Genomic DNA, 12,199 nt, shown 5'->3' on the forward strand with positions numbered 1-12,199 from the left:
GTTTTTTATGCCGTTAACCGATCAACACCGATTTGGCATGCAACTGGCGCAGATGTCTCGTGGTTGGCGCGCCGAGCTGGACCGCCGTTTGGCGGGGCTTGGCTTGTCCCAAGCTCGCTGGCTGGTGCTGCTGCACCTTGCCCGTTTCGAAGAAGCGCCCACCCAGCGTGAGTTGGCGCAAAGCGTTGGCGTGGAAGGGCCGACACTGGCCCGGCTGCTGGACAGCCTTGAAGGCCAAGGCCTGGTGCAACGCCAGGCGGTGGTGGAAGACCGTCGTGCCAAGCGCATCCTGCTGTGTGATACCGCCCGGCCACTGATCGAGCAGATCGAGACGATCGCCACGGCGTTGCGTCATGAGTTGTTTGTGGGGGTGGATGAAGCCGATTTGAGTGTGTGCATGCGCGTGCACGGGCACATCCTGGCGAACCTGGAAAAGTCCTGATACGGCGGATTGATAATGGGGCTTGCTGTGGCGAAAGAGCTTGCTCCCGCTGGGCTGCGCAGCAACCCCATGGCAGACCCCGGTCTATCTGAAAAAACGAGTTAATCTTTTTAGGGCCGCTTCGCGCCCCAGCGGGAGCAAGCTCCCTCGCCACAACAAGCCCATACATTCGTGCTGTGGCAGCCCTAGAACGTCTGCCCCAGGTTCAGATACACCGCCTTCTGATTGTCATCGTTGAACCCATAGCTGAAGTTCAGCGGCCCCAACGGTGTATCAAAGCCCAGGAAAATACTCGCCGCGTTGATATAGCCGCTGTCGAACTCATTGTCGTTGTTCCACGCCCGGCCGCGTTCCAGTGACGCCCCCAGGTACAACGGGAAATCCAGCGGCAGGTACGAGCGTGGCGTCAGCCGGCGGTAGTACACCGCCCGCATCAAGCTGATGTTCTGGCCCGAGATCGCATCCTGGCGGAAGCCCGACAACTGCCGCGCGCCCCCCAGCAGGAAGCTGGAAATCACCACATCCGAATCATCCAGTGTGCGCCCATAGCGCCCGCCCAGCACAAGTGTGTCCGGGCCGTGGCTCATGGCCTTGTCCAGCTTGAACTCCCATTGGCGGTAGCGCTGGTCTGAGCCCAGCCCCGGTTCGAATTCGCGGTAGGCCAGGCCGATGTCTTCGCCGGTGTGGGGGAAGTACACATTGTCCAGGGTGTCGAAGGAGTACTTCAGCTCATAGAAGCCCTCGCTGAAACTCACGCTGGGCAGGTCGCGGTCGCCGATGCGCACGTCCGCCTTGCCCCAGGCTTCACCGACGCCGAAGCGGATCTCGCCACTGTTGCCAATCTGGCGCCCTACGTTCAAGCCGAAACCGTAGCGTTCCAGGCGGTATTCGGAGATGGGGTCGTTGTCCAGGATCAGTTCGACGTTCTGCGCCTGGGCGCTGATATAAGGGGCGACAAAGTAACGCGAGCCAGTGTCCATCGGCTGGTAGAACTCGCTGTACAGCTCTTGTCGATCACCGATCTGCACCCGTGTCAGCCATTCGGCGCCGAGGCGGTTGATACCGTTCACGCGGTAGCTCGCGCCAAGGTTGAAGGCGCTATCGCCGCGCATGTCATCCGACAGGTTCAGGCCCAGGCGCAGGTAATCGGTGCCGCTGCGCTTGCCGCGCGCGCTGATCACCAAGGTGTTTTCCTTGCCTTTCTTGATCACGCGGTATTGCACTTGCTCGAAGTAATCCAGGCCATACAGGGTGCCCATGTCCGTTTGCAGGCGGCCCAGGTCCAGCGGCTCGCCCAGGTTCTGGCGGATGTAGTAGCGGATCACGTCGTCGCTGACTTTCGAGTCGTTTTCCACGCTGATGGCGGTGATTGTCGGCGTGCGTTCTCCTGGGGTACGGGCCGCCATCAATTGCGGGTCGATTGGCTCGACGGGGCGCAGATGGGCGAGGCGGGCATCGAGGGCGCGGGTAGCGCGGTAGCCGGCGTCGATCATGTCCTTGGCGCGGCCAAAGTCGGTCACGCCATAGGCAGCGAGCGGCGGCTGGATCAGCACGTCCTTGGGGTGCAGGTCCTTGAGTTGCTCTTCGGAGTTGCGCCGGGTCATCAGGGTGATGGATTGGTTAAGCACGTCCACCACCGTGGCCAGTTGCTTGCGCGAGCGCAGCGGGGTGCCGATGTCCACGACAATGGCGATATCCACGCCCATTTCCCGTGCCACATCCAGCGGGATGTTGTCGGTCATGCCGCCGTCCACCAGCAGTCTTCCGTCCAACTCCACTGGCGCGAACACGGCCGGGATCGACATGCTGGCGCGGATCACCTGGGGCAAGTGGCCCTTGCTGAATACCACCTTTTCGCCCGTGGTGATATCGGTGGCAACGGCTCTGAAGGGGATTGGCAGCTTGTCGAAGTTACGCGTGTTGCTGCTGTGGGCGAACATGCTTTCCAGCAGCAGTGCCAGGTTCTGGCCCTGGATCACGCCCAGTGGCAAGCCGAGGCTGCCGTCATCGCGGAAGCTGAGTTTCTGTTTGACCAGGAAATCCCGGTCATCCTGCTTGCGCCGGAACGGTACGTCTTCCCGAGGCGGTGCGTCAGACAGCGCCTGTTGCCAGTCGATACTCAGCGCAAGTTTTTCCAGCTCATCGATCTTGTACCCCGACGCGTACAGCCCGCCGATCACCGCGCCCATGCTGGTGCCGGCAATCGCATCGATCTGAATGCCTTGCTCCTCTAGCGCCTTGAGTACGCCGATATGCGCCAGCCCACGGGCGGCGCCACCGGACAGCACCAGGCCGATTTTCGGGCGTGGCGTTTCAACGGCATCGGCAACAAGGGGAAGCAAGCACAGAAACAGGCAGGACAGCAGGCGGCGCATCATGAATCTCAAGGCTGGACGATAAAGGCCGGTATTATAGCCACTCGATCCGCCAAGCCCGTTACGCCTGGAGCTTCTCAAATTATGTCTTCGATCAAACCCGAGATCGTTATCACCTATTGCACCCAGTGCCAGTGGCTACTGCGCGCCGCCTGGCTGGCGCAGGAATTGTTGAGCACGTTTGCCGATGACCTGGGCAAAGTGTCACTGGCGCCCGCCACCGGCGGCGCGTTTCGCATCACCTGTGATGGCGTGCAGATCTGGGAGCGTAAGGCCGACGGCGGTTTCCCTGAAGCCAAGGTGCTCAAGCAGCGCGTGCGCGACCAGATCGACCCGCAACGGGATTTAGGGCACAACGACCGCACGCAGTGAGCGTTAGATATCAGGCCGTTGCCGCAGGCTGTTTGGCCTGGCTGGCGCCGCCCATCAACCCCGACAACACAATCGCGACGATGATCAGCACGCCGCCGAGCAGCATGCGCAGCGTCGGGGTTTCGGCAAACAGCAGCCAGGCCGCGGTGATGCCATAGACCGGCTCCATGGCAAACACCACCGAAGCCGTGCGCGCCTTGATCACCGCGAGGCTGGCGACAAACAAGCTGTGGGCCAGGCCCGTGCAGAACACGCCGAGCAAGCCGATCCACAGCCAGTCAATCGCCCGCACGTCCGCCAGCCCAGGTGCTGCCACGGGCAACAGGCACGCTGCAACCACCACGTTCTGGCACAGCGCCGCCTGCACCGCAGGGATGCGCCCGGAACTGGCGCGATTGTTCAGTGACAGCAGGGAAAACAGCAGCCCCGAGGCGATCCCCCAGAGCAACCCGCCGGTGGCTTCGCTGGCAAGATTGAAGTCCGGCGTGACCAGCACCAGGCCGATGCTGACCAGCACCACCAACAGCACTTCATTGGCGCGAATGCGCTCGCGGAAAATCAGTCCTTCGAGGATCACGGTAAAGGCCGGGAACGCGGTAAACCCCAGGGTCGCGACGGCCACGCCGGCCACCTTGACGGCAATAAAGAACGTTACCCAATGCGCGGCCAGCAATACGCCGCTGACCAGCAGCCGGCGCCAGTCGCGCAGCTCCAGCTTTTTCCAGGCAGTGTTGCTCGCGAACCGTGCAAATAGTGCCAGGGCAACCACGGCAAACACAGCGCGGCCAAAGACGATGATGGCGGGCGAGGCGGCCGCCAGTTTGCCGAATACACCGGTGAGGCCAAACATCAATGCGCCGATGTGCAGGGCGCCGAGGGCTGAGCGGGGAGTCATTGCGATCCTTGAATCAAGCGGGTGACAGAAGCGCAGTCTAGTGGGTCTGCCGTGTAGGCGTCTGTCGTCCGGCTCGCGATTTTTATCGCGGGACTCGTCCTACGTGTTGCGCCGCAATGCGCCCGGCGAGGCGCCAAACTCGCGCAGCATCGCGGCCGCAAATGCGCTTTGCGAGGTATAGCCCACGCGATCGGCGATTTCACCAATGGGTAACGGCGTTTTGCGCAGCAGGTCCAAGGCCATGTGCAGGCGCCGGCGGCGGATATAGTCCATTGGCGTCTGCCCGCATTCCGCCATGAACCGCGCGTGCAAGCGCGCCACCGACAGGTCTGCGATGCGCGCCAGGTCGGCTACCTGCAACGGGTGTGCAACGTGGCGCTCGATATGCGCATTGAATGCCTCGTACGGCAGGCGCCGGCCCGGCAGCGGTTGAGCCAGCGGGTGATTGAGGCTGGCCAACAACAGCACCGCGCCTTGCTGGACGATCAGCGGATCATCCACCGGGCTCTGCGCCAGCCATTGCACCAGTTGGCTTTGCCGCGAATCCAGGGCGAGTCGCGTGGGTTGATCAAGCAGGCGGCGACTGGCATCGGCATGTTCGCCCAACGATTGCAGCACCCAATGCTCGGTGGGCACATCCAGCACCAGGCAGCGGCTGCCATCGCGGCTGCCGCAGGCATGATGCGCGGAGAAGGGCAGCACCATCACGCTGCTTTCGCGCACCTGGCTGCCACGGCCGTCCACTTCGAAATCCAGGTGCCCGGACAGGCCGAACACCAATTGCGCATGGTCATGGCTGTGGGCGATGGGCGTGTCGAGGTAGTGGCGTAGCGTGAGAGTGGGGCTCATCGCGGTCTCCTAGGCTGCATGTTCCTGGATAGCCAAGCCAGTCTACAACGCTTCGTCGCCGGCCGGCGCTGTCATCAGACTGACGCACAGCTGTCATGGGCTATTAACCGCCAAGGCGCAAGCTCGCCAAAACAGCGTCGAGGGATGCCCATGACCAGTGCCGAGTTCGTCAAGCCCAGCCGTAAGCAACGGGTTCGTACCTTGTGGATTTCCGACGTGCACCTGGGCACCCGGGATTGCCAGGCCGAACATTTGTCGCAGTTCCTCAAGGGCTACCACGCCGATAAGGTCTACCTGGTAGGCGACATCATCGACGGCTGGAAAATGCGCGGCGGCATGTATTGGCCCCAGGCCCACACCAACGTGATCCGCCGCTTGCTGACCATGGCCAAGCGCGGCACCGAGGTAATCTACGTCACCGGCAACCACGATGAATTCCTGCGCCGCTACTCCAAGCTGATCCTGGGCAATATCCAATTGGTGGATGAAGCGGTGCATGTGACGGCTGATGGCCGTCATCTGTTGGTGATCCATGGCGATCAGTTCGACGTGATCACCCGCTATCACCGTTGGTTGGCGTTTCTCGGCGACTCGGCCTATGAGTTCACTCTTACGCTGAACCGCTGGCTGAACCATTGGCGTGCACGGTATGGCTATGGCTATTGGTCGCTGTCGGCTTACCTCAAGCACAAGGTCAAGACGGCCGTGAGCTTTATCAGCGATTTCGAAGAAGCGATCGCCCACGAAGTGACCAAGCGCGGGTTGCATGGCGTGGTGTGCGGGCATATCCACCATGCGGAGATTCGTAAGGTGGGCGAGGTGGATTACCTCAACTGCGGGGATTGGGTGGAGTCGTGCACGGCGTTGATCGAGCACTGGGATGGGAGTATCGAGTTGTATCGGTTGGCGGATGCGCAGGCGAAAGAGGCCCTACTGAAGGCTGAACTGGTCACAAGTTAAAGGCTTCACACGGTCAAAAATGTGGGAGCTGGCTTGCCTGCGATAGCGGTGTGTCAGCCCCACATTTTTTGTTGATAGACCGCCATCGCAGGCAAGCCAGCTCCCACAGTTCTGATTCGGTTTCGTCAGTTGGAGACGTCGGCGATGGCTTGAGCCAGCAACGTCAACCGCGTCGCATCAATCCCCGCCACGTTAGCCCGCCCCGAACTCACCATGTACACGCTGTGCTTCTCCCGCAGTTGCTTGACCTGCTCGGCACTCAAGCCGGTATAGGAAAACATCCCGCGCTGTGCCCCGATATGGGCAAACCGCTCCGATAAACCGTGGGGCGCCAACGCCTCCACCAGCCCGGATCGCAGGTGGGCGATCCGCGAGCGCATGGCTTCGACTTCATTGCTCCATCGCTTTTTCAGCTCGGCATCGCCCAGAATCGTGGCCACCACGGCTGCGCCGTGATCCGGCGGCGTCGACCACAGATTGCGTGCCGTGTTAGCAAGCTGGCTGCGCACATCCGTCAACTTCTCGGCATCCGCCGCACACACGATCAACGCGCCCACACGGTCGCTGTACAGGCCAAAATTCTTCGAGCAGGAACTGGTGACCAACACTTCCGGCAGCTCGGCCGCAAATAGGCGCACGGCCCAGGCGTCCTGCTCCAGGCCATCGCCAAAGCCCTGATAGGCGAAGTCGATCAGCGGCAGCAACTGGCGCTCACGCACAATCTGCAGCACCTGGCGCCAATCATCCTGGGTCAAGTCGAAACCGGTCGGGTTGTGGCAGCAGGCATGCAACAGCACCACATCGCCCTCTGGCACGCTGGACAGGGTAGTGAGCATCGCCGCCACATCCAGGCGGTTGTCTGCACCCACGTATGGGTAATGGCTGACCTTAATCCCGGCCTTGGCGAAAATGGTTTCGTGGATCGGCCAGGTCGGGTTGCTCAGCCATACGCCACGGCCGGGCAGATTGTGCGCGATGAAGTCGGCGCTCAGGCGCAGGGCGCCGGTGCCGCCTGGGGTCTGGGTGGCGCCGGCGCGGCGTTCACGGATCAGCGCCGACTCTGCGCCGAGCACCAGTTCGCTGATCAGCGAGCCGAACGCAGCATTACCGTGGCCGCCGATGTAGGTCTTGGTGGTTTGCGTGTCCACCAGGCGCTGCTCGGCCAACTTCACCGAGTGTGGAATCGGCGTCAGTCCCTGGTCATCCTTGTAGACGCCCACGCCCAGGTCGAATTTGTTCGGGTTGGTGTCCTGGGCATACAGGTCCATCAGCCCGAGGATCGGGTCGCCGGGCACGCGGCCAATGGCATCGAAATGCATTACTTGCGGCCCTCGGCGTCCTTGGCCACTTCGTCCGTGCGTGCGGCCATGATGAAGTCGTTGCGGTGCAGGCCCTTGATGGAGTGGCTCCACCAGGTCACGGTGACTTTGCCCCACTCGGTGAGCAGGCCTGGGTGATGGCCTTCGGCTTCGGAGATTTCACCCATGGCGTTGGTGAAGGCCAGGGCAAATTTGAAGTTCTTGAACAGGAAAACCTTTTCCAGCTGCATCACGCCGTCGCGGACTTCGATGTTCCAGTCGGGGATCTGCTTGAGCAGCACCGGCAGTTCTTCATCGCTGACTTGCGGGGCATCGGCGCGGCAGGCTTCGCAGTGGGCTTGGTTCAAGGTGGTCATGGAGGTGTCCTGAATTCGAATGTTTGAAGGTCAGTAGCGTTACCCTAAAGCAACGCGGGGCCAGGGAACAGACTCACCTGGCCTTAAGATGTAGGGTTCAAGCAGCCTTGGGCTTCGGGGGGACTGCCTTTGGGGTGAAGAGCGGGGCATGCAGCCCCAGCTGCATCCCGCGTTCAACCATGCCCATGATGTCTTCCTGCGCGACTTCGAACAGGCGCTTGAGGTTTGGCAGCACGAAGTACAGCGGTTGCAGGATATCGATGCGATACGGCGTGCGCATGGACTCCAGCGGATCGAAGGCTTGGTGTTCAGGCTCGGAAGACAGGCTGTACACCGTTTCCTTGGGCGACGACAGAATACCGCCACCGTAGATGCGCCGACCTTCGGGTGTATCCACCAGGCCAAACTCGATGGTCATCCAGTACAAGCGCGCCAGGTACACCCGTTGCTCCTTGGTGGCCGCCAGGCCGAGCTTACCGTAGGTATGGGTGAATTCGGCAAACCAGGGGTTGGTCAGCAGCGGGCAATGGCCAAAGATCTCGTGGAAAATGTCCGGCTCTTGCAGGTAATCCAGTTCTTCGCGGGTGCGAATAAAGGTCGCCACCGGAAACTGCTTGTTGGCGAGCAATTCGAAGAAAGTCTGGAAGGGAATCAGCGCCGGCACGCGGGCGACTTGCCAGCCGGTGGTTTCGGCCAGCACCTTGTTTATCTCGCCCAATTGCGGGATTCGGTCCAGGGGCAGGCCGAGCTTGTCGATGCCGTCCAGGTATTCCTGGCAGGCGCGCCCTTCAATCACTTTCAATTGACGAGTGATCAGGGTGTTCCACACCGCGTGTTCTTCTGGCGGGTAATGGATAAAACCTTGCGCATCGGGCTCGCGGGCCACGTACTGCGTCTGCTTCATACGGCTCTCCTGCTAGGCATTCGTTCTTGTTATGTCCTGCGTTGAGCCTATTGATAACCCGCGCGCGCCGGGATTCCATCTGTTTAAAACGCCTCTGAGTAGGAAAGTTTACCGTTTTTCGTAAAGTATTCGTTACGGATGTCGAGTTTGCTGCTGTGTTGGGCTGGGAAAACCCCCATAGCTGTCACATAATCTTGACGACTATCTGCGCCCAGCGACAAAAAGACGCGGCGCTTACCCAACTTTCGGGCCTTTTCATGCGTATCAAAGTGCACTGCCAGAACCGCATCGGCATCCTGCGGGACATCCTCAACCTGTTGGTGGAGTACGGTGTCAACGTCGCCAAGGGCGAGGTCGGCGGTGAGCATGGCAATGCCATTTACCTGTACTGCCCGAACCTGGTGAACATGCAGTTCCAGGCGCTGCGCCCGCAGTTCGAGGCGATTGCCGGCGTGTTTGGGGTGAAAAGGGTAGGGCTGATGCCCAGCGAGCGCCGGCACATGGAACTCAATGCGCTGCTCGGCGCCCTGGAGTTTCCGGTGCTGTCGATCGACATGGGCGGTTCCATCGTCGCCGCCAACCGTGCGGCGGCCCAGTTGCTCGGGGTGCGGGTGGATGAAGTGCCGGGGATTCCGCTGTCACGGTATGCCGAGGACTTCGACTTACCGGAGCTGGTGCGTGCGAGCAAATCGCGGATCAACGGCCTGCGGGTCAAGGTCAAGGGTGACGTGTTCCTGGCGGACATCGCGCCACTGCAATCGTCCGAACATGATGACAGCGAGGCCATGGCCGGCGCCGTGCTGACGTTGCACCGCGCCGACCGCGTCGGTGAACGCATCTACAACGTGCGCAAGCAGGAGCTGCGCGGCTTTGACAGCATCTTCCAGAGTTCCAAGGTCATGGCCGCCGTGGTTCGCGAAGCGCGACGCATGGCGCCGCTGGATGCGCCTCTATTAATAGAAGGCGAAACCGGCACTGGCAAAGAACTGCTGGCCCGTGCCTGTCACCTGGCCAGCCCGCGTGGTCAATCGCCGTTGATGGCGCTTAACTGCGCCGGCCTGCCGGAGTCCATGGCCGAGACCGAGCTGTTCGGCTACGGCCCCGGCGCGTTCGAAGGCGCACGCGCCGAAGGCAAGCTGGGGCTGCTGGAGCTGACGGCGGGCGGTACGCTGTTTCTCGACGGCGTGGGGGAAATGAGCGCGCGCTTGCAGGTGAAGTTGCTGCGCTTTTTGCAGGACGGTTGCTTCCGCCGCGTAGGCAGCGATGAAGAGGTGTACCTGGATGTGCGGGTGATCTGTGCTACCCAAGTGGACTTGTCTGAACTGTGCGCCCGTGGCGAATTCCGCCAGGACCTTTATCACCGGCTCAACGTGCTGTCCCTGCACATCCCGCCGCTGCGCGAATGCCTCGATGGGCTGGCGCCCTTGGTGGATCATTTCCTTGACCAGGCGAGCCGGCAGATCGGCTGCCCATTGCCCAAGTTGGCGCCCGCCGCGATGGATCGCCTGAGCCACTACCACTGGCCAGGCAACGTACGGCAATTGGAAAACGTGCTGTTCCAGGCGGTGTCGTTGTGCGAGGGCGGGATGGTCAAGGCGGAGCATATTCGGTTGCCGGATTACGGGGTGCGTCAGCCGCTTGGCGATTTTTCCCTGGAGGGCGGCTTGGAAGACATCGTCGGGCGGTTTGAGAAGGCGGTATTGGAAAGTTTGTACGCCGAGCACCCGAGCAGTCGGCAGTTGGGCAAGCGGTTGGGGGTATCGCACACCACCATCGCCAATAAATTGCGTGATTACGAAATCCTCAAGGCTGAGCGCGGTTAAAACCTGTGGGAGCTGGCTTGCCTGCGATTGCGGTCCTTCAGTCACTGATGAGCAAAAGGACACTCCGCTATCGCAGGCAAGCCAGCTCCCACATTTGATCTGTGTCGCCAATAAGACGGCTCCTTGCCGCAGGCGGCAGTAGTCCGCCGTTTTTTCGACTCGCGCTCGACCCTGAAATCCTCGCGCCTTGCCGCAAACCCCCGCCCCGCCTGCACTTGAGCCTCTTTTCAAAAGTTGGTTCGCAAATTGCTTAAGCCTCATCAGTACAGCGGTGGGCGGCAAGCGTCCGTCAGAAAGAGGAAAGAGCGTGGACAAGTACCTTTATGTGGCAATGACCGGCGCCAGCCAGAATGCTCTGGCGCAGAAGGCCCATGCCAACAACCTGGCGAACATTTCCACCAATGGTTTCCAGCGTGACCTGGAGCAGGCGCGTTCGATGCCGGTGTTCGGTGACAGCTTTCCGGCGCGGGCGTTTGCCTTGACCGAGCGCCCAGGCACCGACTTCTCCCCTGGCGCGATGATTGAGACCGGCCGAGACCTGGACGTTGCCGTCAGCGGCGATGGCTGGATGGCCGTGCAAACCCCGGATGGCGGCGAAGCCTACGTGCGCAGTGCCAGCATGAACGTCGATGCACTGGGCGTGCTGCGGGCCGGCAACGGCATGCCGATCATGGGCAACGGTGGCCCGATTGCCGTGCCACCCCAGCAGAAAATCGAAGTGGGTGCCGACGGCACCATCAGCATCCGCGCCATGGGTGAAGGCCCGCGTGTGATGGCTGAAGTGGACCGCATCAAGCTGGTCCAGCCGGACCTGAAGAACATGAGCAAAGGCCTGGACGGCACCATCCACACCAAGGATGGCCAGCCGGCTCAAGCCGACGCGAGGGTCACGCTGACCTCGGGCTTCCTGCAGGCGAGCAACGTCAATGCCGTAGAAGAAATGACAGCGGTGTTGGCGCTTTCCAAGCAGTTCGAGCTGCACATCAAGATGATGAACAGCGCTAAAGAAGACGATCAGGCCATGACTCGCGTCATGCAGATGAGCTGATAGCCCCTAATTAATTTGCAACGCAGCGCCAACAAACAGGCGCACGAAGGAGAACAGCATGCTTCCGGCTCTATGGGTTGCCAAAACAGGTCTGTCCGCCCAGGACACCAACCTGACCACCATTTCCAACAACTTGGCCAACGTGTCGACCACGGGTTTCAAACGTGACCGTGCCGAGTTCCAGGACTTGCTCTATCAGATCAAGAAGCAGCCAGGCGCCCAATCGACCCAGGACAGCGAACTGCCGTCGGGCCTGCAACTGGGTACCGGTGTGCAGATCGTCGGCACCCAGAAGAACTTCAGCGCCGGCAATCTGCAGCAGACCGGCCAGCCGCTGGACATGGCCATCAACGGCCGTGGTTTCTTCCAGATACTGCAACCGGACGGCACCACTTCCTACACCCGAGACGGTACTTTCCACCTGGATTCCAACGGCCAGATCGTGACGGCCAACGGTTTCTCCCTGGAGCCAGCCGTTGTCGTACCGGCTGATGCCAAGACGTTCACTGTCGGCAACGACGGCACCGTGTCCATCACCGTCGCCGGTAACCCGGCTTCGCAAGTGATCGGCAACCTGCAAACCGCCGACTTCATCAACCCGGCCGGCCTGCAGGCCATGGGTAACAACCTGTTCCTGGAAACCGCCGCCAGCGGCGCGCCGCAAATCGGCACCCCTGGCCTGAACGGTTTCGGCACCACGCTGCAAAGCACCCTGGAAACGTCCAACGTGAGCACGGTTGAGGAGATGGTCAACATGATCACCACCCAGCGCGCCTACGAGATGAACTCCAAGGTGATCTCCACCGCCGACCAGATGCTTTCGTTCGTAACGCAGAATCTGTAATCAAGTCTATGG

General features: G+C 61.2%; 12 protein-coding genes. 6 read left to right on the forward strand and 6 right to left on the reverse strand.

Features of this window, described 5'->3' with window-relative positions; genetic code table 11:
• Window positions 1-7: 7 nt before the first annotated feature.
• Window positions 8-442 (forward strand): MarR family transcriptional regulator, encoded by a 435-nt coding sequence (locus JBO08_RS16335; protein ID WP_028617350.1) that lies wholly within the window; start codon window positions 8-10, stop codon window positions 440-442.
• 185 nt (window positions 443-627) lie between these two features.
• On the opposite strand, the gene JBO08_RS16340 is transcribed toward JBO08_RS16335, so the two are convergent.
• Entirely contained in the window at window positions 628-2,817 is a 2,190-nt protein-coding gene (locus JBO08_RS16340) for a patatin-like phospholipase family protein (protein WP_065881172.1), read from the reverse strand.
• Window positions 2,818-2,901: 84 nt separating this feature from the next.
• Here JBO08_RS16340 and JBO08_RS16345 point away from each other — a divergent pair, with 84 nt between their 5' ends.
• Complete coding sequence (locus JBO08_RS16345) at window positions 2,902-3,189, forward strand: SelT/SelW/SelH family protein (protein WP_065873766.1); 288 nt, start codon at window positions 2,902-2,904, stop codon at window positions 3,187-3,189.
• 10 nt (window positions 3,190-3,199) lie between these two features.
• On the opposite strand, the gene JBO08_RS16350 is transcribed toward JBO08_RS16345, so the two are convergent.
• Together JBO08_RS16350 and JBO08_RS16355 are read right to left on the reverse strand one after the other, a co-directional pair.
• Window positions 3,200-4,084: a DMT family transporter gene (locus JBO08_RS16350; RefSeq protein WP_065881170.1), complete on the reverse strand. Its 885-nt coding sequence runs from the start codon at window positions 4,082-4,084 to the stop codon at window positions 3,200-3,202.
• A 99-nt stretch (window positions 4,085-4,183) separates the two neighbouring features.
• Window positions 4,184-4,933 carry an AraC family transcriptional regulator gene (locus JBO08_RS16355; RefSeq protein WP_065873764.1) on the reverse strand — a complete coding sequence of 250 codons (750 nt, stop codon included), beginning with the start codon at window positions 4,931-4,933 and terminating at the stop codon, window positions 4,184-4,186.
• 150 nt (window positions 4,934-5,083) lie between these two features.
• On the opposite strand from JBO08_RS16355, the gene JBO08_RS16360 reads away from it, so the two are divergent.
• Entirely contained in the window at window positions 5,084-5,893 is an 810-nt protein-coding gene (locus JBO08_RS16360; protein WP_049712134.1) for a UDP-2,3-diacylglucosamine diphosphatase, read from the forward strand.
• Window positions 5,894-6,018: 125 nt separating this feature from the next.
• Here JBO08_RS16360 and JBO08_RS16365 read toward each other — a convergent pair whose 3' ends face one another.
• From JBO08_RS16365 to phhA, 3 genes are all read right to left on the reverse strand, one after another.
• Window positions 6,019-7,212, reverse strand: a complete 1,194-nt coding sequence (locus JBO08_RS16365; RefSeq protein ID WP_065873763.1) for an amino acid aminotransferase — start codon at window positions 7,210-7,212, stop codon at window positions 6,019-6,021.
• Window positions 7,212-7,568, reverse strand: coding sequence for a 4a-hydroxytetrahydrobiopterin dehydratase (locus JBO08_RS16370; protein WP_010208721.1), 357 nt, complete (start codon window positions 7,566-7,568; stop codon window positions 7,212-7,214). Before JBO08_RS16370 ends, JBO08_RS16365 begins: the two co-directional genes overlap by 1 nt.
• 97 nt (window positions 7,569-7,665) lie before the next feature.
• Window positions 7,666-8,472, reverse strand: coding sequence for a phenylalanine 4-monooxygenase (gene phhA / locus JBO08_RS16375; protein WP_220074772.1), 807 nt, complete (start codon window positions 8,470-8,472; stop codon window positions 7,666-7,668).
• Between the two features lie 257 nt (window positions 8,473-8,729).
• Here phhA and JBO08_RS16380 point away from each other — a divergent pair, with 257 nt between their 5' ends.
• From JBO08_RS16380 to flgG, 3 genes are all read left to right on the forward strand, one after another.
• Window positions 8,730-10,295, forward strand: a complete 1,566-nt coding sequence (locus JBO08_RS16380) for a sigma-54-dependent transcriptional regulator (RefSeq protein ID WP_065945451.1) — start codon at window positions 8,730-8,732, stop codon at window positions 10,293-10,295.
• Window positions 10,296-10,602: 307 nt separating this feature from the next.
• The gene (locus JBO08_RS16385) at window positions 10,603-11,343 is read left to right on the forward strand and encodes a flagellar basal body rod protein FlgF (protein WP_065873760.1); all 741 of its coding nucleotides are present in this window, start codon (window positions 10,603-10,605) and stop codon (window positions 11,341-11,343) included.
• Window positions 11,344-11,401: 58 nt separating this feature from the next.
• Window positions 11,402-12,187 (forward strand): flagellar basal-body rod protein FlgG, encoded by a 786-nt coding sequence (flgG, locus tag JBO08_RS16390; RefSeq protein ID WP_065873759.1) that lies wholly within the window; start codon window positions 11,402-11,404, stop codon window positions 12,185-12,187.
• Window positions 12,188-12,199 lie beyond the last annotated feature (12 nt).

The sequence above is a fragment of the Pseudomonas sp. LAP_36 genome (genome assembly GCF_019456785.1).
GTDB classification, from domain to species: Bacteria; Pseudomonadota; Gammaproteobacteria; order Pseudomonadales; family Pseudomonadaceae; genus Aquipseudomonas; species Aquipseudomonas tritici.

Bases quoted from the DNA above. Each gene is read 5' to 3' on its own strand.
- JBO08_RS16335 (WP_028617350.1), top strand. From the start codon at position 8: ATGCCGTTAACCGATCAACACCGATTTGGCATGCAACTGGCGCAGATG.
- JBO08_RS16340 (WP_065881172.1), bottom strand. From the start codon at position 2,817: ATGCGCCGCCTGCTGTCCTGCCTGTTTCTGTGCTTGCTTCCCCTTGTT.
- JBO08_RS16345 (WP_065873766.1), top strand. From the start codon at position 2,902: ATGTCTTCGATCAAACCCGAGATCGTTATCACCTATTGCACCCAGTGC.
- JBO08_RS16350 (WP_065881170.1), bottom strand. From the start codon at position 4,084: ATGACTCCCCGCTCAGCCCTCGGCGCCCTGCACATCGGCGCATTGATG.
- JBO08_RS16355 (WP_065873764.1), bottom strand. From the start codon at position 4,933: ATGAGCCCCACTCTCACGCTACGCCACTACCTCGACACGCCCATCGCC.
- JBO08_RS16360 (WP_049712134.1), top strand. From the start codon at position 5,084: ATGACCAGTGCCGAGTTCGTCAAGCCCAGCCGTAAGCAACGGGTTCGT.
- JBO08_RS16365 (WP_065873763.1), bottom strand. From the start codon at position 7,212: ATGCATTTCGATGCCATTGGCCGCGTGCCCGGCGACCCGATCCTCGGG.
- JBO08_RS16370 (WP_010208721.1), bottom strand. From the start codon at position 7,568: ATGACCACCTTGAACCAAGCCCACTGCGAAGCCTGCCGCGCCGATGCC.
- phhA (WP_220074772.1), bottom strand. From the start codon at position 8,472: ATGAAGCAGACGCAGTACGTGGCCCGCGAGCCCGATGCGCAAGGTTTT.
- JBO08_RS16380 (WP_065945451.1), top strand. From the start codon at position 8,730: ATGCGTATCAAAGTGCACTGCCAGAACCGCATCGGCATCCTGCGGGAC.
- flgG (WP_065873759.1), top strand. From the start codon at position 11,402: ATGCTTCCGGCTCTATGGGTTGCCAAAACAGGTCTGTCCGCCCAGGAC.